Raw genomic sequence first — 22,694 nt, forward strand, 5'->3', positions numbered from 1 at the left:
CGCCGCAACGGGTTTGCGTTGTCGGGTCGGAGAGGGCGGGCCACGATGCGAAAGTCAAAGGCGAGGTAAATCATGCCCCCAGACCATCAAATGGATGTCGGATCGCAGCGCTTCGCGTTGAGCCCGAGGGAGCTCGAATGCCTCATCTGGGTCACTCGCGGAAAGAGTTCGGGGGATATAGGTGGTATCCTTGGGCTGTCGCCCCGCACGGTCGACAGCTATTTGGAGAAGGTCTGTTCGAAACTCCGGGTCCGGACAAGAATCGAGGCGGTCGCAGTCGCGGTGCGGGCCGGCGTGATTGAACCGGATTAATTGGGTCCCACACGCAGCGCGCGATTTTTGATTAAGAATCGGATCATGATCGCTCATCTGAACTGTGATCATGTCGTCGATGCCCGGAACTGTTGTCCAAGCTTTCGCCAAGGAGATCGCATGTCGCGACGTACGACGGCTTGAAACCTATCTTGCTGAGCATGTCGCGGCACGGTTCGACATCGCGGGCGACCTTATCGGCAGAACGGCGCTGCTCGGGTTCTGGGGCCGGCTCTTTCAAAGCTATTCGCTCTTCGAACTGCACATCCTCAAATGCGTCGCCGAAGATGATCTCGTGATCGCAGACAGCGCCTACCTCCTTGCGGCACGCTGCGGAGGATTGCTGGACGTGCGCGCCATCAGCGTCTTTGAGGTCCAGCAGGGCGTCATTACGCACTGGCGCGACCATGCGGATTTGGCGGAGGTCCCGGTGTCCGAAAAAGATCGATGGCTACGGCTGAGTAGAGCCCGATGGTGACGACGACGTCCGTGACGGGTTGCACAGGGGGAGGGGGCGGGCCGGGAACTTCTGTGTGAAGTTCAACGTCTTCACCCGCGATCGCCGCCGACGCAGAACGTCCCCTGGCTCAAGATCGAAGGCTATCCGGTCGAGGCCCGCCGCCCGGCATTTTTACGGGGTTGGCTGTAGATGCCAAGCCGGCACAAACTACTTTTGACGAATGTCGCAGACAGACAAGGTTGTAGCCAGCAGATCGGGGAGACCAGGTCGCGTTTGGGAAGGCGGCCACGTCGGCTCATGACGCATCTCGGCCAATCCGGGAGGCCGCTTTCGGGCTGCTTGGTCGCCACGCCTGAATGTCCGCTTGTTGATCGGGGGCCTTCGTCACTACTCGACCCGAAGCTGCCGTTCGGAGCGTCCGGTGATAGGCACGCTGGTGGCTAGGACCGATCACAGCCGTTAACAAGTCGAGCCCCGGCGCATAGTTGGGCGATACCAGAAGCTGGCCATGGCTTAGCGCCTAAAGAGCCTGCGCCATTGCGGCCTGCCGAAGCTGAAGATACCGAACCACAGTCTAATACCGCTTTGGAGAGAAATGTGCTTGAGAATTCAGATTTCGCCGTGCGTCGCGCTGACCATGTCGGGTTCTCCGTTGCTTCGCTGGACTCGGCCCTTCGTTTTTGGGTTGAAGGTTTGGGTGGGCAACTGGTTCGGGTTGGCGATATGGATGGGGAATTCCTTGGGGAGGTGACCGGGGCTCACGGAGCTACCGTCCGCATGGCCGTAGTGTCGCTGGCAGGGCAGATGATCGAACTGCTGGAATATCGTGGTGTCGACTTGCAACATCGAGCCTCAAGGCCATTCGATCCGGGATTTGCTCATCTAGCTCTTATTGTGGACGACATAGACAGTCTTCTGGAACGGATTGCAGTCTACGAATGGATGCCACAGGGAAAGCCGCAGGTGATCTCTGGCGGTACCCGAGCGGGAACGAAGGTGATCTACGCCGTCGGCCCCGATGGCGCGACCATCGAGTTGATGCAACTGCCCAAGGCTACCAAAAACCACAATGCAGATTGAGTCTGGAGCCTACTTTCCGCTCTCTCGTTATGGCTGGATGAGAGACGGGGGTCACGTCAGACGCAATCCACGCGCGACGCCGCACGCGACAGTGGTGATGCAAGGCGTTGTCGATCGCATGGGGCTAGGGCCAGTCGATTTCCGCAACGCCTGTGATCTTAACCTTGGATCCTACAGCGGACGTCAATGCGGACGGCGAACCGACGTTGATTCTGGGCCCCGACGCACCAGTTGCTGACAATCGGCGTCCGCCAAAAACCCACGCGGGCGTCGCGAGGGCTTTCCGGCTAGTGGCGGTCGGGCGCCGAGGTCTTGAAATAGCGGGTCGGCGTAGCGCCAAGAGCCTTCTTGAACATCACGATAAAGGCCGTGGGGGATTCATAACCGAGGTCAATGGAGACGCTCTGCACCGTCGCGCCGCCGGCGAGCTCGCGAAGGGCGATCACCAGATGCAGCTGGCGGCGCCACCGACCGAAGGTCAGTCCCGTTTCCTGAACCATCAATCGTTTTAGAGAACGCTCGCTCATCGCGACATGGGACGCCCATTGCCGGAGCGTGCGCCGGTCAGCAGGCTCCAGCGTCAGGGCGGCCGTGATCGCGGCGATCTTGGGATGTTTGGAGACGGGCAGCTTCAGCCCTTGTCTCGGCATCCGCGCCAGCTCATCGAGCAGCACGCGGACAAGCCGGCCGGCATGATCCCCCGTTCGGGCCTTGTTCGGTTCGGCGGCCAAGCGCAGGATCATCTCGCGGACCATGGGCGAGACGGAGAGCGTGCAGCATTCGTCAGGCATCGCCGCCGCAGCCGGCTCCACAAACAGATAGGATAGGCGGGCGTTGGCGGTGACCGAGTTGCTGTGCGGGATCCCGCCCGGAATCCAGATCCCGCAGTCCGGTGGGACGATCCAGAGGCTGTCCGCCACCGTGCAGGTCACCGCGCCGTGGAGGGCGAGCACCAACTGGCCCTGTCGGTGGCTGTGTTGCGGCACCTCCGCCTGGTAGTCCTTGAAATCGACATCGAAGGCGACCGCTGGATGATCGGATCGATCCGGGTCGAAGCCTAGCCCACAGACGGGTGCTCCTTGATCGATTTGGCCGAATTTAGAGATCATATGGCATTATCTTTAAATCCGGACAGGGTGCAAACCCGCTATCCCGAGCGCTCACAAGTCTTGGAGAACGTGATGCGCATTGCTGTCGTCGGGGCCACCGGAAGGATCGGCGCCCAACTCACCCGAACTCTTCTGGCCGAGGGTCATCAAGTCAAGGCGCTCTCGCGTGGCGGCCCCGCTTTGGACGCCCTCGTCGCCGAAGGGGCCCAACCCGTGATCGGAAGCTTCGATACGGGGGCGGGGGATTTGGACGCGATATTTGAGGATGTCGAGGCGGCCTTCCTCATGGTCAAGACCGACTGGAGCAACCTGCGTGGCCATTATCCAGCGGTCGCACGCCGCTTCGTCGCCGCACTGAAGGGTTCGCCCGTCAAGCTTGCGGTGAATCTGACCGCTATCGGATCCGATGTCCGGGGCGACACTGGCCATTTCGAGGGCTTTCATCACCTCGAAGAGGCGTTGAACGCGCTGACAGATATCGACCTCGTCCATCTCCGCGCCGCCTGGTTCATGGAAAACCTTCTGTTCTGGACTGAAGCTGTCGCCCGGCACGGCGGGATCGGCTGGTCTCTGGATCCGGATCTCAAGACCCCTTGGGTCGCCACCCGGGACATCGCCGATCTGGCGGCCCAGGAACTGACCCATCCGACCAGAGAGCGCCGGGTCATCCGGGAGGTCGGATCGGAGGATCTCACCATGCCGGAGATTACGGCCCTGATGAGCCGGGAAATCGGACGGCCGGTCGAGTACCGGTTCATCGACAGAACGCGTGACGACATCAAGGACGAATACCTCAAACGCTTCGGCTCGGAGGAAAACTGGCTCGACGATGACCAGACGATCGAGGCCCTCAACAGCGGCCGGGTCCGCTTTCACGGCGAACGCGCGCCCTTGCCCACGCGCATGGAGGACTTCCTCCGCGACAGTTGGGCGCCGAAGTATCTGAAGTCCGTTGCTGACGAAGCTGAGCCGGAGACGTTCCAGACCTGGAGTTCGAGGGCCGGGATCTGAAAGACGATCAGGTCGGATCCACCCGCGCCTGCTCTCCTCGCTCCAATATCCGGCGATATCTGGCCTTTATCGTCACCCGATTTCATAGTGGTCCACGATCGGCCTGGCGAAACCTGTGAGCGGCGCCGTAGACGCGAGACCATCGTCTTTTTTGCGCACGAGGCGGACGCTCGCACCTGAATCGGGTGCGCGCGTCCAGCCAAACGATGTGGCCGGCTAACGATCAAACCATTCTGGCGTCGAAACCGGTGAAGCGGACGCTCTAGTCCAACAGAGCCTCGCATCGATCCAAGTCTGCGGCAGGGCCGCGGACATTGCGGCGGCGGCATTCGCGGAAGCTGGACTGGGTAGATGTCCGACTCGCTCGGCGCAGACGGTCGTTTGATCCGACCGGGACACCAGTTCGAATGGGCCTGGCTGCTCGTGCTCTAGGGCCATGCCCGGGCAGATATGCCAATCTGCAAGGCCATGGGGCGCTTCTGGCCAGGGAGACGACTGCCGACGCGGTAATTGCGAGCCTGCTGTCCTGGCCGCTCAAGGCCGGGCGAGAGTAAATGCATACATTAATTAATGCTATAATGAATGTTGACGAGGCGCTCTCGTGGTGGGAGCCTCAGCTCAGGCGACCATCCTAAAAGACGTTTGAGGATCACCACATGTCACGCGCTTCGACCCGCCGTGCCGCCGTTCTGTTTGGCGTCCTCCTCCTGATGGGCTGCGGTGGCAAGCAGCCCCCTCCGTTTGACCCTTTGACCGCACCCGCCGCCCCGGACTATGCCCGAGACGAGGCCTGGCTGGCCTTTCCGGGACGGGGTGGCCTGGAGCGATCAACGCCCCTGGGCCTCACGCCGGTGGTGGAGGCCGAGGCCCCTGCCGATGTATTCTTCATCTCCCCCACCACCATCGCCGACAAGGAGAGCCTGAACGGGTCGTGGGATGCCGACGACACACTGGCCCCGCTCAATCCCGCCGTCCTGCTGGGCCAGGCCAGCGTCTTCAACGGCTGCTGCCGCATCTACGCTCCACGCTATCGCCAGGCGACGCTGACGGGCCTGGGCGACCAGGGCGCGGTCGATCTGGCCTATCAGGACGTCGCGACGTCCTTTCGCCGCTTCATCTCCGAGCACAATGACGGGCGCCCCTTCATCCTCGCTTCGCACAGCCAGGGGACGCTGCACGCGGCTCAGCTGCTGCAGCGGGAAATCCTGGGCACGCCGCTGCAGGATCGAATGGTCGTCGCCTATCTGATCGGCGGCTATACGCCGAACGCTTTCCCGGAGATCGGCCTGCCCATCTGCGACGCGGCGGAGCAGACAGGCTGCGTGCTGAGCTGGAACGCCTCCAAGATCGGCAGCGCGATCTCCCGCATGGTCATCAACGACAAGACCTACTGGTGGCAGGGGGCGCTGAAGGAGGCGGACCAGCCGCCGGCGATCTGCGTCAATCCCCTGACCTGGCGGGCGGGGTCGATGGAGACGGCGACACCGGCCGCGCAGAACCCCGGCAGCATTCCCTTGCCTCACACCACGCCCGTTCCGGCCCCGACGCCCGGCCTGACGGGGGCGCGCTGCCACGACGGAATGCTGGAGGTCGACCTCGGGGAGGCGCCCGAGGCCTACAGCGATCAGCTGACGCGGCTGGCGGGCAGTTATCACCTGAACGAGTATGGTCTGTTCTATGGGGCGATGAGGGAAAATGCCGTCACGCGAATCTCGGCTTGGCGTGCGGCGCATCGGGCGCCCTGACATCCGGCTGGCGGCCGTAAAAGGGGGCGTGTGACCGATCTCCCGCCCCCCCCTTCGAATGCAAACGGGTCTGGAAGACCCCGCCGAAAGCGCTGTCAGGTTAACGGCATGGCTGGACCCTGTCCCAGACACACGAAATCTCATCCAGTAGCTTCGGTCCAAGCTGCCTCAGCGCTATCGCGAAAACTACGAAGGATGGGTCGGCTGATGAGATGTCGTTGGGTGTAGAAGGTGTTGGAGACCGAGGCGTGAGTGGTGAGAAAGCGCTGGGCCGAAGCTTGGGATTGCTGCTGCCGCTCTCGTCGTCGGATCGGCACATGAGAGTTCTCAGCCCGATTGTTTTTTCGAGGCCGGCCAAGGGAATGCAGATGCCGCAGACCAAGCTGACCTAAGGCTGGTTGGTATGATGCGAGACCGTCGGTCACGATCTTTTCATGCTCGACAGGCTGATTTCGCAGAAGACGCTCTAGCAGCTCTAAGGACGCGTCAGTGGCTCGCCGTCGCTGAACATCAACGTCAAGCACTTCACCTTCTTCGTCCACAGCGAGCCAAATAAACATGCGCTTTCCGCCGATTGAGCAAACGACTTCGTCGAGATGCCAGCGAGGAGAAGGGGAGGGGCGGAGCTTCTTCAGCCGTCGTGCGATCTGCGGCCCAAACTTGATCGTCCAGCAGCGGATCGTCTCATAGCTGACGTCGATCCCCCGCTCGGCCAACAACTCCTCAACGTCGGTAAGGCTGAGGCTGAAGCGAAAGTAGGGCCATACGGCGTGGCGGATCACCCCCGCAAGAAAGCGATGACGCTTGAAGGATAGCTGCTTCACGAAATGCGATCTCCGATCAGACCGTTAGGCGGTCTGAAGTGGAAACAATTTAACGTTAGACTGGCAGCGCCGTCCTTTACTGGCGCACTGCCGACTTTATCAGCTCGAAGAGGGCTAGGGGGTTTGGGCGCAAGCGCCAATTTACGAAGTTGACCTGCGAGTAGATGTCTCGCTGGGCCTGTGGTCAGAAGCGGAGGGCGCGGCGAGCGATGATAAATCCAAGACCGGCGACATTTAGCATCCGCTGTTCCAAGGGCGCCGGACATCTTCTGATCTGAAAACGTCCGGTGCTCGCGATCGGAGACATCAGAAACGATGACGCATGCCGAAGACGAAGTTGCGGCCGCGCATGGGTGACTGGTCCTTGACGAAGGAGGTATGCACATATGCTAGATCGTTCGTCAGGTTCGTCCCGCGAAGAAAGAGATCGACGCTGCGCTCGGCGCCGACATCTAGACGGTAGGAAACCGTGACGTTCAGCATGTCGAAGCCGGGGGTGCGTGTCTCATAGGCGGCGACCCGATCCTGCTCGAAGGTGCGATAGTATTCGGCGTCGGCGGACAGCGGGCCGGAGCTCCACGCGTAGCGGACGCCCAGACGACCCGGCGGGATGCGGGGCAGGTTGTCGTTCTCGCTCTTCATTTCTGCTCGCACATAGTCGCCGAAAATGGTGACGCGTGCCGCGCGGCTCAGATCGTGGCTGATCTGACCGTCAATCCCGCTGAATGCGGCGTCAGCGGCGACATAGAGCAGCCAGTTATGCGCCGCGCCGCGCTCGCTGTCGGTGTCGATGAGGCGCGCGAAGATGTAGTTGTCGATCTGCTGATGGAAGGCGCTGATCTCGAACCGCGTCGGGCCGGTCGCCTTGGTCAAGGTCAGATTGATCGAGCGGGTCTCCTCCAGCAGGTCAGGCGCGCTGCGCGGGAACGACACCGGAAAGTCGTCCCACAGCCAGTCGCCTGGCGATTGCGTCAGGCCCATTTCGTAGCTGTTGGTCGCCAGGTTGTTGCCGTTGGCATAGAGCTCGCGCACGCTCGGAGCCCGTTCGGTGTGAGCCAAAGACAGCGCCAGAGCATACTCGGCGTCGATGTTCCAAGTCGCCCCCAACGAGGCCGAGAATGGGTTGTGCTCCGTTCGAGGGTGCAACTGATCGAAGCTGTCGAGAGCGAAGCCCTCGAGCACCTCGCGCCAGTTCGGGCCATAGTACTCGGAGGCCCAGTTGTCTTCGGGCAGGGTGGTCCGGAAGGGCGGGGGGCTGGCGCTGATCGTGCGCCAATCCTTGCGAGCCGCGATTTCAAAGTCGATGGGACCGATTGATCGACGCTCGCTCAGGAAAACGGCGACATTATCAGTAAGATAGTCGGCGACCCCGTCCAAGCCATAGTCGTCTTCGGGGAAGGGCAGGGCCAAATCGTTGATGTTCAGACCGGCGAAGGTTCCGTCGGTGTACTGAATGCCGAAGGTGCCCGTGAAGCCCAACAGGGGCTTGTGGGTCAGTTCGACCCGGCCGTCCCAGACCTCGTTGGCATATCGGGTGAAGAGGGTCGGGCCGTCGAACTCGTCATGTCGGTAGTCGGTGTAAGACGCACGCAGGCGAAGGTGGGTGAGCCCCGGCAGCAGGTTGTCATAGTCCGCGCGGAGATCGGCACGATCGCTGGTCAGCTTGATGTAGGCTGTGTGGTCGTCGGGCGTCGTGATCGGATCGACAAATCCTCCATGTCCGCGGCAATGCAGGTCGAGGTAGTCATTGTAATAGTGCGTGTGGCAGACGCCATTGGCGTGGGTGTGGCCGGGGAGGCCGTACTCGCTTTCCATCCGAGACCAGCCGGCGCCGATATAACCCTTAGACGTGATCCAGGACGCGCCGACGCCGTAGTTCGAGCTTTCCGCGAAAGAGTCCGTCAGCCTGTCAGATCCATGGGCGCTGTGTATCCGGTAGTCGTCGGCGCTGCGATGCGAGCCTTCAAGGTGGACGGCGAAGGCTTCGAGCCCGGCCGTGACACGGCCAACGAACGCCTGCTCGTCGTCGCCTGTGCCATAGCGCGCCTCGACGGCTCCGGTCAGGCCGCCTTGGGGCAGGACCTTGGGCACGCGGCTGTCGATCAGATTGATCGCGCCATTCATCGCATTGCCGCCGTAGCGGGAGGCGGCGGGCCCGCGCAGCACTTCGATGCCGTCCAGCAGAAGCGGATCGGTCGTGATCGCGTGATCAGGCGAGGTCGATGACACGTCGAAAAGGTTTGCGCCGTCAGAGAGAATCTCGATCCTTGGCGTGGTCTGGCCTCGGATCACCGGCCGGGAGGCGCCGCCGCCGAAACTGTCGAGGTGCACGCCGGGCAGCCCTGCAAGCGTCTCGCCCAGACCGCCTTGTCGCCGGTGGACCAATTCTTCTCCGGCCAGCAGTTGCACCGGCAGGTGCGACTGCCTGCCCAGCTCGCCCAGCGATCTGCCCGTAACCACGACTTCGTCGAGTTGGCCGACCCCCGTAAGCTGCGGCGACGCAATGTCTTTGTCTTGGGCCATTGCCAGCGATGGCATGAGGATGATCGAGGAAGCGGCGCAAAGAAGCCGCAGCCGGGTTGAAGGCTGACGCAAAGACATGGTTCGAGGCTCATCAGAGGGAGGTAAATGCGTGTGTGATGTCGCTGGATGCAGCGGGTCGGTATGGATTGCGACGCATAGTGACGAGCGCGTCCAATCGTCGAAGCGGCGCCGTCCGTGGCGCTTGGGCGGTCATGCGAAATCAGCCACCTTCAACGAACGTCGGCGCCCGCCCAAAATCTGCGGCGGCAAACGGGCGGTCATGGAAGAGGTAGCTGTAATAGAAGGCGCGCAGTCGCTGGTGGTAGGCGCGGATATCGTTCTGATAGGCCAGCTGGGCTTGGAGGTCCGTCCGGGCCAGCCGGGTCAGGACGGCCTGGACGCCGACGGTCGGCAGCAAGACGCCGAGTGTTCTGGCGGCGGCGTCTCTGCGTTCCAGGCCCGTCCGGTAGGCTTGGACCTGATCCGCAACGCTCTCGTCTCCCACCTGATGAAAGGCGAGGTACCATTTGTAGTGGAAGGTCTCGGGAAGCGGCGCGATGCCATCCCACTCGGGATGATTTGCGTAGAACCTGCGCATCGTGTCTTCGCGCGGAATGTCCCAGGCGCCGTTGACCGCCTCGCGCTGCGCAAGGGCGATCTCCGATCCCTGCTCGACCGGAAGGGCGCGGTTGATGACGACATTGGCGAGCGTGGGAAGCACCAGGGCGAGCACGAGCCAGATCGCTGCCAGCGCCGCGGCGTTGGCGACCGAGCTCCAGCGCAGCCGGCTTACGAGCAGAGCGACGGCGATCCAGAACAGGAGGTAGGCGGCTACGATCACAACGAAGGCTGCGGTCCCCGCAAGGGGCGCGCGTGAGACCAACGCGCCCAGCAAGAAGGGAACGCCCAGAGCCGTCCACAGCATGATGAAGCGCAGACCGGACCGTCGAAGCCACAGAGCACGACCGCCGTGGGGGAGCGCCTCGAGCGTGCGAAGTCGCCCCGCCTCCCGTTCGCCGGACGTCAGGTCGTGGAATAGGGCGATGACGAACAGCGGCGCTAGGAAAACAAGGACGAAGGCGAAGTCGAACCGGCCTGGAAGCGCCAGTTCGGGGTTGAACGTCTCGCCGTCGTAGATTTGCGCCTCCAGACCGAGCGCGCGAATGCGCAGCATGTGGGGCGAGACGTCCCGCATACCCAAGGCGGCGAAGGCCAGCGTCGATGGGGCGTTCCAAGTGGGATGGAAGCTGTAGTAGGCGGCCGATCCGGCGTCCTGACTTTCCGCCACGCGAACGGCGACAGCGGCGTTGTCCTCGGCCTGAGCGGCGGGGATGGCTGCGATGGCGGCCTGCTGACGCGAGACCTCGTGCAAACCGGCCAGGACGGCGGCACCCGCGAAGATTGCCAGAAGAAGCGTGGCGATCAGGGCGACGGGCGAACGAAGGATCAATCCGACTTCATATATCCACAAGGACATCAGCGGCCTCCCAGGCGGCGTAAGGCGGCGGTCAGCAGCAGGCCGGCGAGACTCAGCCAGGCGACTAGGACGAGAAGGCCGGGCAAGGCGGCGCGAGCCAGGTCCGATGCGCTTGCCGGTCGGTAGAGGAACTGCGGCATCTGTCGCCAGTGGTCGGCGGCAATCCGCTTGCGGCGGTCGGCGCCGGCGTCACTGGCGGTGTCATTCGCATAGCTGACGCTTTCAGCCTGTAGTCGGTTCAGTCGCTGGACGAGATCGAAACGATAGGCTTCAGCCTGGTCCAGGAAACGCTGATGCGCGGCCAGGTCCGTGCCCGCTGCGGCCATCGACATCGAACGAAGCGCGATGGCGGGACTGAACAGGCCGGCAGTCTGGACAATTCGGTTCTGGCGCAGCTGGGCCGCATGGGCCCTGCGCGCATATTGATCGAACAATTCGGAGGTCAGGCGTTCGCCCTCGATCGCCTGAAGACCCTTGTAGTTGACGGGAAGGTCCTCGATCCGGTCGACGCCGTAACGATCGAGCACAGACTGCCGGAAAGCCGCGAAATGCGGATCGTTGGCGTCATGGCTATCACCGGCACGACGCAGGTCGCGGCCGATGGCAATATCCGTCTGCAGCCGGCTTTCTAGCGGCACGACCGCGTTGGCGATGTCGGGCGCGACCCGCGGGAGCAGGATGACCGTCACAGCCCAGAAACCGATGAGCCCAATCAAGGCGGTGCGGCTGCGGCGGACACAAGCGGAAACGAAGACGATGATTATCGCCCAAAGCGCCAGATAGGCGCCGTAACCCAACGCGGTGATCATCATGGGAAGGGCCGAGGCGCCGGGCTTCCCCGCTATTAAAGCGAAGCCTATCATCGCCGGCAGGCCCGCCAGAAGCGTGACGGCGCCGAGCGCGATCAGCTTGCCGCCGACGACCTGTGAGCGTCGAGCGCCCTGCAGGAGCAGCAACCGCAAGGTGCCGCGCTCTGTCTCTCGCGACAGCACGCCGTAGCCCAGAAAGATCAGCAGGAGCGGCGCGACGGTTTGAAGGATAAAGGCCGGCGTAAGCTGGCCGAAGCGGACGAGCATGGAGCTCTGACGCACGTCACCGAAGTTGGCCGTGTTCTGCCGGTGGCCTTCGAGAAAGAGGCTGCTGCCGGTGAAGGCGTCGACGCCAGGATCGAAGGCCGCGAGCGGGCTCAATGGACGATAGATGAAGTGCCCATAGTGGACGACTCGGTGCGGGTGCCGGTCAGGCTGAGCGTCAAAGGCCTGTTCGGCCTCCGACTGATGCCGGGCGCGGAGGTCGGCCGCATGCTGCTGATGCGACCAGGCGCTGGCGACGGCGGTGAGCGTCAGCAGAGTCATCAGCACGACGGCGATGAGAGCAACCTTATTACGGATCATCAATCGCAGCTCGTCGCGTGCGATCAGGAGCGTGGTTCTCATGCGGCGGCCGCTCGCTCGGTGACCGCGAAGCGTCTGTGGAGCGCGCGGATGTCGAACCGGTCAGGACCCTCGGCCTCGAGGTCCTCGACGATGCGTCCCGCGTCGAGGAAGCAGATTCTGTCTGCGACGTTTGCGGCGCTCAGGAGGTCGTGGGTGACCATCAGGATGGCGGCGCCCCGGTCCCGGACCGCGCTGACCAGAGCGTTGAAGTCGGCCGTGGCGCGAGGATCAAGGCCGGACGTCGGTTCGTCCAGCAGCAGAACGGGCGTTCGGCGCAGAAGAGCCACCGCTATGGCCACCTTCTGTCGCATGCCTTTGGAGAAACCGGCCAGGCGTTGGGACCAGGCGGCCTCCTGCAGGCCGGCGGCGCGGAAGGCCTCGCAGAGCGCCTCCCGCGCAGGCGTCTCGCCGGACAGGGCCAGCAGATATTCGGCGTTTTCTGAAGCGCTCAGATGCTCGTAAAGCGCGACGTTCTCAGGAAGGTAGGCGATGCGCCTCCGCGCGCCATCGGGATCGGCCCCAGGATCGATCCCATCGACCCGCACCGTGCCCGAGCGCGCGCGCACGAAACCCAGAAGGGTGGCGAGGGTCGTGGACTTGCCGGCGCCATTTCCGCCCAGCAAGGCGGTGATGCTGCCGGCGGGCACGCAGAGCGAAAGACCGGTCAGCACGGCGTCGGCGCCGTAATCGACCACGAGGTCTTCGATCCGGATGGGTGCGGTTTCGGTCATGGCTGGTCCTGTTCGGCGCGCGTTTTCTGATCGGGGGGAAAGCGGAGGAGGGCGCGACCGCCAGGCTCTGCCGTCAACAGGGCGGCCCCCAGCACGCGGTCAGGCGGGGACTGGGATGCGGTCGCCAGGTCGATGGCGATCAAACCTGTTCTGCCCGACGGTTCGACCAGCCTCAGGAGGAAGGCGTCGGCCTGAAGCTCGACGGCGTCCGGCACGTCCCGGCGTTGGAAACCGGCTACGACCAGTTGGCCGATGAGCCGCTCGCGCAGGTCAGCCGACAGCGCCAGGGTTAGTCCCGCGATATCGAACCGTCCCTGACCGGCCAAGGCGCGGGGCGCCAGGATGTCGGCCCGGCGCGTGACGGGGAGGCTGGAGGGGCCGGCTTCGGCCTGCCAGCGCTGGAACTCCGGCCGGTAGACCATGGCCCAGACCGCCAGCTCGGGTCCCACAGCGGTGTCATCGCATTGGGCCGCGTCGTACCAGGGTGTCGGCGGCTTGGTTCGGCTGTAGGCGACCGGCGTGCGTCTGGCGCGGTGGCCGCAGTGTTTCCGCCAAGCCTGCTCGACCGCCTCGAATTCGGCCGGGGCATCCAGGCCAAGGCCCAGCCCTACCTTGCCGACAGGTTCGTTGAACCGGTTCTCCGGCGCGAAGATTTCCAGATAGGTCTGGCGCCCCCGGAAGAAGACGCGGTCCGCGTCTGGGGCGGGGGGCGCGTAGTCGGGCAAGCCGCCGTCCGTTCGGCCGAGCAGCGCCGCCAGTTCGGGGGCGTCACGCAGGGCCTCGAAGGTCGGTCCATCCACCACGATATAGACATGGTTCAGGGCGGGCGGTCGCGGCGCCTGGCTTTCCGTCATCGCCGGCTGAGCGGGTGCGGCGCGGGCTTGCGCCGCCTCGGCCAGAACGAGAGCGGCGGTGAAGGCGAGGGCGGCCCGCATCCTACCAGCGCTTGCTCAGGGTCAGGCGCGCCGTGCGCGGCGCCTGCGGATAGATCTGGGAGAAGCCGCCGGTGATGAAGATCGTCTCGTCCGTGACGTTGTCGACATTCACCCGCACTTCGTAGCCGTCTCCGAAGGCATAGGCGGCGTTGAGATCCACTCGGGTGTAGCCGGGCAGGTCCAGGGTGTTGCTGGTGGTGGCCGCCTGACTGGAGGCATGGAAGACGCCGCCACCGACGGTCAGGCCGTCAAGGGCGCCGTCGAACGCCCAGGAGGTCCACAGGGCGGCCTGGTGGTCCGGAACGCCGGCCAGACGGTTGCCGACGATGACACTATTGGTGTCTTCGACGATCTCGCTGTCGCTGTAGGCGTAGGACGCCACCAGGGTCCAGGGATCGAGCGGCCGCGCCGAGACCTCGGCCTCGACGCCGCGCATGCGGATTTCTCCGGCCTGGATGACCAGATTGAAGTCCACCGGATCGGAAACGACCGCGCCGGTCTTGGTGATCTCGAAGGCGGACAGGGTGAGCTCGGCCCTTCCGTCGAAAGCCAGCGCCTTGGTTCCGAACTCGAACTGTTCGCCGCGCGTCGGCTTGGGCGTCAGCCCGCTTTCCAGAAGCCCTGCATCGCCTTCGTTGCGCGAGGACCGGGCCCAGCTGCCATACAGCGACCAGTGCGGCGTCAGCAGATAGGTCAGCCCGGCGCGGGGAGAGAAGGGGCTGTCCGTGCGGCTGACGCCAGGATCCACGAAATCGGCGCTGAAGGCGTAGGTCTCGACCTCCTCAAGCCGGCCACCCAGCAGAAGCCGCCAGTTGTTCCAGGCGATCTCGTCCTGAACGTAGAGGCCGGTCGCGGTGTAGTCGTAGTGGCTGTCGCCCACCGGGAGATAGGTCGTTGGTCGGCCGGTCTGGACCGGGTTGAGCAGGTCGATCGGCTGGCCATAGGCGATCTGACCATTGAGGAAGGACAGCTCGTCACGACTGTGATCGAGGCCGATCAGCAGGCGGTGGATCAGCGGGCCGGTGACGAGGCGGCCATACAGTTCGGCCTGCAGCGTCAGGTCGTCTTGGGTCTCGTCATAGCTGACGAAACTGCGATTGACCGTCGTGCCGGACAGGGGCGGGAAGCCATAGTTGAAGAATTGCTCTTCCGGCACATCCACTGCCGACACAAAGCCCCCTAGCCGAAGCCGCCAGTCGGCGTTCAGGCGACGGTTGAACTCCAGACCTGCGACCCATTGCTCCTTCTCGATCCGCATGAACTCTTCGCCGTAGTTCCGGCTGACCGGCTGATCGAGGAAGGCGGCGTTGGCGCCGAAGCCGCGATCGAAGGCGGCGTCCCGTTGCAGATATTCCAGCCGGGCCAGAAGGCTGGTGTCGGCGTCAGGCCGCCATTCGACGACAGGCGAGATGTAGAGCTGCTCGTTGTCGACTAGGTCGCGGTAGCTGTCGGCGTTCTCGTAACCGACGTTCAGGCGCGCCAGGACCGTGCCGTCGGCCGTGAGGGGGGCGTTCACGTCCAGGCCGCCACGCCAGTAGGCGTTGGAGCCGCCGACGATGAAGGCCTCGCCGCCCGATTCTGCATAAGGGCGTTTCGAGACAAAGTTGACGACGCCGCCGGGCTCGAAGCGGCCATAGAGGGCTGAGGCCGGCCCCTTGAGCACCTCGATGCTCTCGACGCCCTGGAGATCGATCTCGGGTTGGCTGACCGACTGGCGGAACCCGTCGCGCAGCGTCGAGATGTTCTGGAAGCCGCGGATGCGGAAGCGCTGATTGCCGGAGAAGCCGATCGTGCGCTGGACGCCGCTGACGGTCTCGGCCGCCTCGCCGATGTTGGAGACGTTGCGAAGGTCGAGCAGCTCTCGCGTGACGATGTTGACGGTGAACGGCGTCTCCAGAACGGGCGCGCCGGTCTTGGTGGCGGTCTCGCCGGGTATGCGTCCGAGTCGGCGTCCGAAGACGGTAATCGCATCGAGCTCGGATGCGTCATCCTGTTGGCGCAGGATCGAATCGTCCTGGGCGAATGCGGGCGCCGCGCACAGGGCGGCGAGGCTGGCGGTGGCGAGCAGCAGTTTCATCAAGTCCCCCGAAATGGTCGGGCTTGTTATGCTATAACATTGCAGTTAGTCACCCCCTCTTCTGATATTTCTGTTCGCCCGGATCCGGACCCGACAGGGGGTGTAAAGCGCAATGCTGAGACGATCATTTCTGCTGACGGCGGGCGCTGCGACCCTGTCCGCCTGTTCAGAACCTCAAGTTCGAGGGACGGACGCCGTAGCGCCAAGCGGAGAGACAATTCCGCTTCGCCATGCGCGCTACCTACGGCTGGAGCAGAACGAGGGCTACGTCGTCGCGCGTCTTAGGGCGCCGGTCGCAGATCAAAGCGGCGGACAGGCCCAGGAGCAGGAAGCCGTCCTGGTTCTCGCGCCCCGGGGAGCTGCGGCGCCAACGCTTCCTGATTCGCTGCGCGAGGCGACGGTGATCCGCACCCCGGTGATACGGATCGCGGCCAACGCAGCCTCAGACGAGGCCTTCCTCGGCCAGCTCGGCGTCAAGGATCGGCTGGTGGCCGTCGGCGGTCGCGTGTCCTTCGACGATGCGGTACGTCAGGGCGTCATCGACGGACGCATCGGCCAGATCGGCTACAACTGGCATGCTCCGCCCAATCTCGACGTCCTGCTGGCCGTCCGTCCGGATGTCTTTCTGATGCGTCTGTCGGACCTGGCGCAAACACCCGTCCTGGATCGCGCCCGGCGTCTCGGCCTGACGGTCGTGCCGACGTTCGCCGAGGACGAGCCCACCTACCTCGGACGCGCCGAATGGATCCGGCTCCACGGCCTCCTCACCGGTCGAGAGGCCGAGGCCGACCGGCTGTTCGCCCAGATCGACATGAGGGTGCAGGCGCTGAAAACGGCAGTCGCGGCGAGGCCCGCCGTGCCCATGCTCTGGGCCTATCCAGCCGGCGGAGATCGCTGGGTCGCCACGGTTAGAGGCGCGGAACAGGCCTATCTGGCCGACGCCGGAGGGCTCAATCTGCTGCTCCGGCCGGAGGACCCTCGCCAGTGGTCGTCCGAAACCCTGTCGACCGAACAGATCCTGCCTGTGGCAGCAAAGGCGGAGGCCTGGATCATCGGCGATCTCCACGCGGCCCCGCCTCGCAGCACGACTATCGAACGCGTCTCTCCGGCATTCCGTGACGGCCGTCTGTTCGCCAACACGGGGCGCAGCAATCTCTCCGCCAACGCCTATGACTGGTACCAGACCGTCTTCGTCCGACCGGATTGGGTGCTCGCCGATTTCGTCAAGGCGCTGCATCCGGAGCTGGTGGCGGAGCCCTTCCGGTTCCTGAAGGCGGTGGACCGGGGTGTGTACCGATGAGCGCGGGTTCGATGCGGTCATTGGCCGTAGGACTGGGTCTGGCCGCCGTGCTGGTGATCGTCAGTCTGGCCAGCCTGATGATCGGCCAGGTGATGTTGAGCGCAGGGGACGTCGTGGCGGGGCTGGGATCGATCGGCTCCGGATCGATGGAATCCCGCATCGTCGTCGACCTGCGTTTGCCTCGGGTCTTGGCCGCTGTGATTGGCGGCGCGGCCCTGGGGCTGGCCGGGTTGTTGATGCAGACCCTGTTCCGCAATCCGCTCGCCGATGCCTGGTCGCTCGGTCTGATGGCCGGCGGGCAGTTCGGTGCGGCCCTGGTGATCGTGGCGGGTGCAATCGTCGGTCCGGGGTTCCTCATGATCCTCACGGGCTTCGCGGGTCTCGGCGTCGTCGTCGGGTCGGTCCTTGGCACGCTCGGCGTGGCGCTGGCGATGAGCGCCATGGCGCGCCGTGTGGGGACGGTCACCCTGCTGGTGCTCGGGCTGATGCTGGGCTTCCTCGCCCAGGGGCTGATCAGCGTCCTGCTGCATTTCACCAACCGCAGCCAGGGGCGCATCTTCGCCGCCTGGAACGACGCGACCTTCGCCAATGTGGTCTGGAGCGATTTCGTCACTCTGGGGCCGCTCCTGGCCCTGGGTCTCCTCGGCGCCGTCGTGCTGGCCAAGCCGCTGACGGCCCTGTTGCTGGGCGATGTTTACGCCGAGAGCCTCGGGGTGAATGTTCACCGTCTGCGCCGGCTGGTTCTGGGAGCCACCATCCTGCTCGCCGCCCCGGTCACGGCTTTCTGTGGGCCGGTGGCCTTCGTCGGTCTGATCGTACCGCATCTGGCGCGCGGCCTAATAGGATCAGCGCGGATCGGAGCCTTGATCCCGGCGACCGCCCTGATCGGGGCGGTCCTGGCCCTGGCGGCGGACCTCGTGGTCCACCTGCCCTGGGAGCAGCATTTCCTGCACCTCAACGCCATCCTGGCGCTGATCGGCGCGCCGCTCGTCATCCTGTTGCTGCTGCGGTCGCGCAGTCTGCGCGGAGGGGAGGGCTGATGTACGCGATCGCCAATCTACAGATCGGCTATGGCCGACGCGTCCTGTCGACGCTGGACCGGGTCACGGTTGAGCCGAGCGAGTTCATCTGCCTTCTGGGCCGCAACGGCCAGGGCAAGTCGACGCTGCTGCGCACGCTCGCCGGCTTCATCCCCGCCATCAGCGGCGAAGCCCGGCTCGATGATCGGCCTGTGCGGGCCTGGCCCACCGCCGAGCGGGCGCGCAAGGTCGCCGTGGTGTTGACCGACCGGCCCCAGGTCGGCGCCCTGCGCGTCCGCGAACTCGTCGAAATGGGGCGACAGCCCTACACGGGGTGGACGGGTGCGCTGTCGGACGAGGATCGCGCGATCGCGACGGAGGCGCTGGAGCAGGTCGAGGGTGAGCACCTGCGAGATCGTTTCGTCGACAGTCTCTCTGACGGCGAGCGACAGCGGGTGATGATCGCCCGCGCGCTGGCGCAACGTCCGCAGGTCATGCTGCTGGACGAGATCACCGCCTTCCTCGACCTGCCCAGCCGCGTGACCATCACAGCGACCTTGCGGCGGATCGCGCATGAGACGGGCGTCTCGATCATCCTGTCCAGTCACGACCTGGAGCTCTCTTTGAATGCGGCGGACCGGATCTGGCTCTTGCCGGGTCACGGCCGCTTCATCGATGGCGCGCCCGAGGATGTCGCATTGTCCGGTGCGATCGGCGAGGCCTTTGATCAGGCCAATCTTGTCTTCTCGCTTCAATCGGGACGGTTCGAGACGCGCGGTGCGGCGCGAGGCGCGGTCTTTATCGACGCCGTCGATACGACGGCAGTCTGGTTGGCGCGCTACGTCGAGCGGATGGGCTTCGTGACCAGCACGGGCGAGGGCAGCGCCGACCTGGTCATTCGCCACTCGCCGCGAGGGTACAGCGTGAATGGGGAAACCTATTCTTCGATACGGGACTTGAGCCGGGCGATCGGTCGCTGATTTGGCCGAGGCAAACCGAAGCGCGCTGGCAGAATAGGCGTCGCGGGCCACCACTCAGCCACCCCGACGAAATCTCAGGCGACAGCCGAAATCCAGGGCGCATCCGCCCGACGCGGAAACGGCGTGGGCGATCCTCAAGCGGCTCGTAGTCCTCCTCAACGACGAGGGGCTCTTGGCGCGCTATTGGGGATGTGAACCGGTGGCCCCTCAAATGACGAGCAAGGGATGACCGGTTTTGGATCACGGCGGTCATCGGCAACGTCTGCTTATTGGTCGCGGGCGATCTCAAGAAGCCTACCGGTGCAACGCGTGTTCTAACCGCCCAAATTTATGATCGGCACTGAGACGATTCGAGCTTGGCTGAGTCTCATCGTGCTATGAACTCGATACGGATGCCTCCTGCTGCTGCACAGATCATGTGCAGCTTATCTGAACCGGGCTTCGTCGGCCCAGGCGCAAACTCTACCGTGACGCCAGGATGCGTCCGAACCCGGTCATGCACGAGGTCAAGCATCGCTCTATCTTGGACGGCGAGGGCGAGGTGATGCAGGCCGATGTTGCCGCGCCCGTCGAACGCAATGGAATAGGCTGGATCGGCGACTTGCCACAGCGTCAAGATGATCTTGCCGTCTGAAATGAACAGGGCCGGATAGTCGTCATTCCGGCCCCGTTCCCAGAAGCCCAGAACCCCGCAGAAAAAGCTCGCTGCTTCGTCGAGATCTCGGACGGCGAGGCCGATGTGGTGGACGCCGTCGGTGAGGGTTTCGGACATGGCTTTGGCTTTCTCGCCGGGGTTAGGCGGGACTATTGGAGATGCCGACCGAGGAAATCACCGATCAGTCCGGCGATCTCGGCACTGTGGGTTTCCAGGGCGAAGTGACCGGTGTCGAAGAAGTGGACTTCGGCGGCCGGCAGGTCTCGCCTGTAGGCCTCGGCGCCGACCGGAAGGAAGAATGGATCGTTTCGTCCCCAAGCGGCGAGGAGTGGAGGCTTCTTGTCGCGGAAATAGGCCTGGAACGCCGGATAGAGATCCACATTGGTGCGGTAGTCGAGAAGGAGGTCCAGCTGGATTTCATCTCGCCCAGGCTTGCCCAGGAACCACGAGTCCAGATTGGACCCGTCGCGCGACACTTGCGATGGGTCGCTGACGCCGGTGACGTACTGGTCGCGAACTGCATCGGAGGCGAACAAGCCGCGCAAGGCTTCACGATTGGCGCTGGAGGGGGTTTGCCAGTACCGCTGGATCGGGCTCCAGCCCTCGCTCAGGCCTTCTTCATAGGCGTTGCCGTTCTGACTGATGATCGCGGTGACGCGGTTCGGCTGGGCGAGGGCCAGCCGCAGACCCGTGGGCGCGCCATAGTCGAAGATGTAGATCGCATAGCGATCCAGGCCGATCGCATCGACAAAACCTTCCATCGTTTTGGCCAGGTTGGCGAAGGAATAGGTCCAGTCGGCGCGCGACGGCGCCTTGGTTTCGCCGAAGCCGGGGAGGTCCGGCGCAATGACGCGGTAGCGATCCGACAGCGCGGGGATGAGGTCGCGGAACATGTGGCTCGAACTCGGGAAGCCGTGGAGCAACAGAATGACCGGGGCGTCTGCGGGGCCAGCCTCGCGGTAGTAGACCTCAAGGTCGTCGACCCGCTGCGTCTTGTAGCGAACTGGGGAGGCCGCCGGGCCAGCGGGGGCGGCGGTCTGTGCTTGCGTGGAAGGCGCTCCAAGCGCGAGGGCGCCGCCGACGGCCATGAGGCTCATCACTGAGCGGCGAGCGAGAGTCGGGTCGGTCATTGGTCATTCCTTCATGTGCGCGACGGCGCAGCGGTGCCCATGACTTGTGCATCATCAGAGCCTGGGAGATAATGCGCCGATTTTGCGATAGACCTTCAATCATGCCGTGAAAGTAAGCGGCGGATTCTGAGCCGTAAATCCTGATCAGGCCTGCGGCTTCGTTCGCATAACTGAGACCGGCGCTATTCGCGAACTGGCACGGTCCGCCAACTCTAAGGCCCTCGGCTAACCGGTCTGCCGCCGCTTCCTGTGTCGTCTCAGGCGCCGGTCTCGATCCGGATGAGGATGTCTCGAAGGCGCGGCGCGACGAAGTCGATGAAACGACGCATCTTGAGGGGCATGTGCGCGCGTGGCGCGTGCACGAGGTGAACAGGAAAAGGTTCATCCTCGTAATCCTCAAGGACCAGTTCGAGGCTGCCTGAACGAAGCGCCGCTTCAACCTGGTAGTGAAGCAGGCGTGTGAAGCCGAGGCCCAGAACGGCGGCCTCCATCGCGGCGTCGGCCGCCGTCGTCAGCCGCGCGCGAACCGCCACCTCGATAACCTTGTCACGTCCTGGGTCACGGAAGCGCCAGCCCGCGGGCGAGGTCGGGCCTTCGGTCGCGATGCAGGGGAAGTGAGCGAGATCGGCGGGCCTGCGCGGCGCGCCATGGGCGGCAAGGAAACGCGGGCTGGCGCAGACGACGCCTCGCACCTGGCCCACTCGGGTGGCGATCATTCCGCTGTCGGGCAGCCGCCCTATGCGCAAAGCCATGTCGATCTGGTCGTCGAGCAGGTCCAGGTTCCGGTCGCCGAGCACAAGCCGGACGTTGATGTCGGGGAACATGGCCAGGAAATCCGCCACGATCGGGACGAGGTGCAGCCGGCCGAAAAAGACCGGGGCGGTCACCACAAGATCGCCCCGAGGCGTGACGAACTCCCCGGCCGCTTCACGCTCCGCCTCATCCACCAGATCGACGATCCGGCGTGAGGTAGACGCAAAGGCGATGCCTGCATCCGTCAGGCTGAGTTTGCGGGTCGTGCGGGTGAGCAGCTGGGTCCCGAGATGATTTTCAAGGTCGGCGACCTTACGGCTGACCGACTGGACCGGGATGCGAAGTTCGCGGGCGGCGCCGGAGAAGCTGCCCTTCTCGATCACCATCAGAAAGATCGTCATGCCTTCGAGGCGGTCCATCGTCTTCTCTTTCTCGATGATGATCTTTCTCGAAGTTAGCAGATTATCTCCCCGACCATGAAGCAGTAGGTCGTCTGGCAAGAGGCCGCGACGGAAGCTCCGCCTGGCCATGCCTCTGCATGACTGCTCATGGCGCATGGACGACAAATCGCGTTTATGGCGGCGTGAATTTTTGCTGCTGCTTTCTCTGGGACTTCGGCGTCGCCGCAGCCTGCCGGCGTGAGAGCCGACGAGCAACGTCCATGCTGTTTGGCGCGGGGCTCATTATGACCATGAAACTTTTGGATAAAAACACCATGAAAAAAGACAGTCTTCGCCTTCTCGCTGTGTCCATTATCGGTACCGGCTTCTGGGCGGCCGCGAGCGTCACGCTGGCCGCAGTAGAGCCGTGGGACTCTCCCTATTATCTTGCGTGGTTTCTGGCGTCCCTGGTGATCGGCGCAACGTTTAGCTGGTTCTTCCCCACGAGATCATGGCGCTGGGGGCCGATCATGGTGTTTGGTCAGGCGCCTGTGATGCTGGTGCAAACAGGCCTGGAGCCCCTGTTCGTCGTTGCTCTGGGATGGCTTGCGTTGGAAGCGATCCCCGCCATTCTCATCTCTGCGGCGGCCGGCAAGGCCAAGACGCTCTGGCTAGGCCGAAGCGTAGAAGCACATGACTGATGTCTGTCCGTCTTCACCGCATGGTGAACCAGGACCAGGGGGGGCGCGTAATCAAT

Annotated in this window: 21 protein-coding genes; 10 read left to right on the forward strand and 11 right to left on the reverse strand. The window is 64.0% G+C overall.

Going from position 1 to position 22,694, the window contains the following annotated elements:
- Positions 1-90 precede the first annotated feature (90 nt).
- From EGY25_RS14970 to EGY25_RS14980, 3 genes are all read left to right on the forward strand, one after another.
- Positions 91-312, forward strand: a complete 222-nt coding sequence (locus EGY25_RS14970; protein WP_135195822.1) for a helix-turn-helix transcriptional regulator — start codon at positions 91-93, stop codon at positions 310-312.
- Positions 313-382: 70 nt separating this feature from the next.
- Positions 383-790: a nuclear transport factor 2 family protein gene (locus tag EGY25_RS14975; RefSeq protein WP_245159494.1), complete on the forward strand. Its 408-nt coding sequence runs from the start codon at positions 383-385 to the stop codon at positions 788-790.
- A 519-nt stretch (positions 791-1,309) separates the two neighbouring features.
- On the forward strand, positions 1,310-1,852 hold the full coding sequence (locus EGY25_RS14980) for a VOC family protein (protein WP_209308101.1): 543 nt from the start codon (positions 1,310-1,312) through the stop codon (positions 1,850-1,852).
- Between the two features lie 287 nt (positions 1,853-2,139).
- Here EGY25_RS14980 and EGY25_RS14985 read toward each other — a convergent pair whose 3' ends face one another.
- Entirely contained in the window at positions 2,140-2,961 is an 822-nt protein-coding gene (locus EGY25_RS14985) for an AraC family transcriptional regulator (protein ID WP_135195823.1), read from the reverse strand.
- A gap of 72 nt (positions 2,962-3,033) precedes the next feature.
- On the opposite strand from EGY25_RS14985, the gene EGY25_RS14990 reads away from it, so the two are divergent.
- The 3 genes from EGY25_RS14990 to EGY25_RS15000 all read left to right on the forward strand — a co-directional run bounded on the left by EGY25_RS14990 (position 3,034) and on the right by EGY25_RS15000 (position 5,717).
- Entirely contained in the window at positions 3,034-3,972 is a 939-nt protein-coding gene (locus tag EGY25_RS14990; RefSeq protein ID WP_135195824.1) for an NmrA family NAD(P)-binding protein, read from the forward strand.
- Between the two features lie 351 nt (positions 3,973-4,323).
- Complete coding sequence (locus EGY25_RS16970) at positions 4,324-4,404, forward strand: AGE family epimerase/isomerase (protein ID WP_135196070.1); 81 nt, start codon at positions 4,324-4,326, stop codon at positions 4,402-4,404.
- Between the two features lie 317 nt (positions 4,405-4,721).
- On the forward strand, positions 4,722-5,717 hold the full coding sequence (locus EGY25_RS15000) for a DUF3089 domain-containing protein (RefSeq protein WP_167762580.1): 996 nt from the start codon (positions 4,722-4,724) through the stop codon (positions 5,715-5,717).
- A gap of 140 nt (positions 5,718-5,857) precedes the next feature.
- Here the strand turns inward: EGY25_RS15000 and EGY25_RS15005 are convergent, their stop codons facing one another.
- From EGY25_RS15005 to EGY25_RS15035, 7 genes are all read right to left on the reverse strand, one after another.
- The gene (locus EGY25_RS15005) at positions 5,858-6,541 is read right to left on the reverse strand and encodes an IS6 family transposase (protein ID WP_135195826.1); all 684 of its coding nucleotides are present in this window, start codon (positions 6,539-6,541) and stop codon (positions 5,858-5,860) included.
- A gap of 306 nt (positions 6,542-6,847) precedes the next feature.
- On the reverse strand, positions 6,848-9,064 hold the full coding sequence (locus EGY25_RS15010; RefSeq protein WP_209308102.1) for a TonB-dependent receptor domain-containing protein: 2,217 nt from the start codon (positions 9,062-9,064) through the stop codon (positions 6,848-6,850).
- A 220-nt stretch (positions 9,065-9,284) separates the two neighbouring features.
- Positions 9,285-10,541, reverse strand: a complete 1,257-nt coding sequence (locus tag EGY25_RS15015) for a DUF3526 domain-containing protein (RefSeq protein WP_135195828.1) — start codon at positions 10,539-10,541, stop codon at positions 9,285-9,287.
- Positions 10,541-11,977: an ABC transporter permease gene (locus tag EGY25_RS15020; RefSeq protein WP_135195829.1), complete on the reverse strand. Its 1,437-nt coding sequence runs from the start codon at positions 11,975-11,977 to the stop codon at positions 10,541-10,543. The genes EGY25_RS15015 and EGY25_RS15020 overlap by 1 nt, the downstream gene beginning before the upstream one ends.
- Positions 11,974-12,708, reverse strand: a complete 735-nt coding sequence (locus tag EGY25_RS15025; protein WP_135195830.1) for an ABC transporter ATP-binding protein — start codon at positions 12,706-12,708, stop codon at positions 11,974-11,976. Before EGY25_RS15025 ends, EGY25_RS15020 begins: the two co-directional genes overlap by 4 nt.
- On the reverse strand, positions 12,705-13,643 hold the full coding sequence (locus EGY25_RS15030; RefSeq protein ID WP_135195831.1) for a DUF5829 family protein: 939 nt from the start codon (positions 13,641-13,643) through the stop codon (positions 12,705-12,707). The genes EGY25_RS15025 and EGY25_RS15030 overlap by 4 nt, the downstream gene beginning before the upstream one ends.
- A 1-nt stretch (position 13,644) precedes the next feature.
- A complete protein-coding gene (locus tag EGY25_RS15035; RefSeq protein ID WP_135195832.1) occupies positions 13,645-15,720 on the reverse strand; it encodes a TonB-dependent siderophore receptor in 2,076 nt (691 codons plus the stop codon).
- Positions 15,721-15,832: 112 nt separating this feature from the next.
- Here EGY25_RS15035 and EGY25_RS15040 point away from each other — a divergent pair, with 112 nt between their 5' ends.
- Genes EGY25_RS15040 through EGY25_RS15050 form a run of 3 tightly spaced genes read left to right on the forward strand, consistent with a single transcriptional unit; the run spans position 15,833 to position 19,019 of the window.
- Positions 15,833-17,020 (forward strand): ABC transporter substrate-binding protein, encoded by a 1,188-nt coding sequence (locus tag EGY25_RS15040; RefSeq protein WP_135195833.1) that lies wholly within the window; start codon positions 15,833-15,835, stop codon positions 17,018-17,020.
- Positions 17,017-18,060 carry a FecCD family ABC transporter permease gene (locus EGY25_RS15045; RefSeq protein WP_209308103.1) on the forward strand — a complete coding sequence of 348 codons (1,044 nt, stop codon included), beginning with the start codon at positions 17,017-17,019 and terminating at the stop codon, positions 18,058-18,060. The genes EGY25_RS15040 and EGY25_RS15045 overlap by 4 nt, the downstream gene beginning before the upstream one ends.
- Positions 18,060-19,019 (forward strand): ABC transporter ATP-binding protein, encoded by a 960-nt coding sequence (locus EGY25_RS15050; RefSeq protein WP_135195834.1) that lies wholly within the window; start codon positions 18,060-18,062, stop codon positions 19,017-19,019. Before EGY25_RS15045 ends, EGY25_RS15050 begins: the two co-directional genes overlap by 1 nt.
- Before the next feature lie 367 nt (positions 19,020-19,386).
- On the opposite strand, the gene EGY25_RS15055 is transcribed toward EGY25_RS15050, so the two are convergent.
- The 3 genes from EGY25_RS15055 to EGY25_RS15065 all read right to left on the reverse strand — a co-directional run bounded on the left by EGY25_RS15055 (position 19,387) and on the right by EGY25_RS15065 (position 21,976).
- Entirely contained in the window at positions 19,387-19,791 is a 405-nt protein-coding gene (locus tag EGY25_RS15055) for a VOC family protein (RefSeq protein ID WP_135195835.1), read from the reverse strand.
- A 32-nt stretch (positions 19,792-19,823) separates the two neighbouring features.
- On the reverse strand, positions 19,824-20,804 hold the full coding sequence (locus EGY25_RS15060) for an alpha/beta fold hydrolase (RefSeq protein ID WP_245159495.1): 981 nt from the start codon (positions 20,802-20,804) through the stop codon (positions 19,824-19,826).
- A 257-nt stretch (positions 20,805-21,061) separates the two neighbouring features.
- The gene (locus EGY25_RS15065; protein ID WP_135195836.1) at positions 21,062-21,976 is read right to left on the reverse strand and encodes a LysR family transcriptional regulator; all 915 of its coding nucleotides are present in this window, start codon (positions 21,974-21,976) and stop codon (positions 21,062-21,064) included.
- Between the two features lie 242 nt (positions 21,977-22,218).
- On the opposite strand from EGY25_RS15065, the gene EGY25_RS15070 reads away from it, so the two are divergent.
- Positions 22,219-22,638 (forward strand): hypothetical protein, encoded by a 420-nt coding sequence (locus tag EGY25_RS15070; RefSeq protein ID WP_167762581.1) that lies wholly within the window; start codon positions 22,219-22,221, stop codon positions 22,636-22,638.
- The last annotated feature ends 56 nt before the right edge of the window (positions 22,639-22,694 follow it).

The sequence above is a fragment of the Brevundimonas intermedia genome (genome assembly GCF_004614235.1).
GTDB classification, from domain to species: domain Bacteria; phylum Pseudomonadota; class Alphaproteobacteria; order Caulobacterales; family Caulobacteraceae; genus Brevundimonas; species Brevundimonas intermedia_A.

Coding starts and splice junctions, on each gene's coding strand:
- EGY25_RS15045 (WP_209308103.1), top strand. CDS start 17,017: ATGAGCGCGGGTTCGATGCGGTCATTGGCCGTAGGACTGGGTCTGGCC.
- EGY25_RS15065 (WP_135195836.1), bottom strand. CDS start 21,976: ATGGACCGCCTCGAAGGCATGACGATCTTTCTGATGGTGATCGAGAAG.
- EGY25_RS14985 (WP_135195823.1), bottom strand. CDS start 2,961: ATGATCTCTAAATTCGGCCAAATCGATCAAGGAGCACCCGTCTGTGGG.
- EGY25_RS15015 (WP_135195828.1), bottom strand. CDS start 10,541: ATGTCCTTGTGGATATATGAAGTCGGATTGATCCTTCGTTCGCCCGTC.
- EGY25_RS14975 (WP_245159494.1), top strand. CDS start 383: ATGTCGTCGATGCCCGGAACTGTTGTCCAAGCTTTCGCCAAGGAGATC.
- EGY25_RS15010 (WP_209308102.1), bottom strand. CDS start 9,064: ATGGCCCAAGACAAAGACATTGCGTCGCCGCAGCTTACGGGGGTCGGC.
- EGY25_RS15070 (WP_167762581.1), top strand. CDS start 22,219: ATGCTGTTTGGCGCGGGGCTCATTATGACCATGAAACTTTTGGATAAA.
- EGY25_RS14990 (WP_135195824.1), top strand. CDS start 3,034: ATGCGCATTGCTGTCGTCGGGGCCACCGGAAGGATCGGCGCCCAACTC.
- EGY25_RS15035 (WP_135195832.1), bottom strand. CDS start 15,720: ATGAAACTGCTGCTCGCCACCGCCAGCCTCGCCGCCCTGTGCGCGGCG.
- EGY25_RS15030 (WP_135195831.1), bottom strand. CDS start 13,643: ATGCGGGCCGCCCTCGCCTTCACCGCCGCTCTCGTTCTGGCCGAGGCG.
- EGY25_RS16970 (WP_135196070.1), top strand. CDS start 4,324: ATGTCCGACTCGCTCGGCGCAGACGGTCGTTTGATCCGACCGGGACAC.
- EGY25_RS15025 (WP_135195830.1), bottom strand. CDS start 12,708: ATGACCGAAACCGCACCCATCCGGATCGAAGACCTCGTGGTCGATTAC.
- EGY25_RS14970 (WP_135195822.1), top strand. CDS start 91: ATGGATGTCGGATCGCAGCGCTTCGCGTTGAGCCCGAGGGAGCTCGAA.
- EGY25_RS15050 (WP_135195834.1), top strand. CDS start 18,060: ATGTACGCGATCGCCAATCTACAGATCGGCTATGGCCGACGCGTCCTG.
- EGY25_RS15020 (WP_135195829.1), bottom strand. CDS start 11,977: ATGAGAACCACGCTCCTGATCGCACGCGACGAGCTGCGATTGATGATC.
- EGY25_RS15055 (WP_135195835.1), bottom strand. CDS start 19,791: ATGTCCGAAACCCTCACCGACGGCGTCCACCACATCGGCCTCGCCGTC.
- EGY25_RS15060 (WP_245159495.1), bottom strand. CDS start 20,804: ATGACCGACCCGACTCTCGCTCGCCGCTCAGTGATGAGCCTCATGGCC.
- EGY25_RS15040 (WP_135195833.1), top strand. CDS start 15,833: ATGCTGAGACGATCATTTCTGCTGACGGCGGGCGCTGCGACCCTGTCC.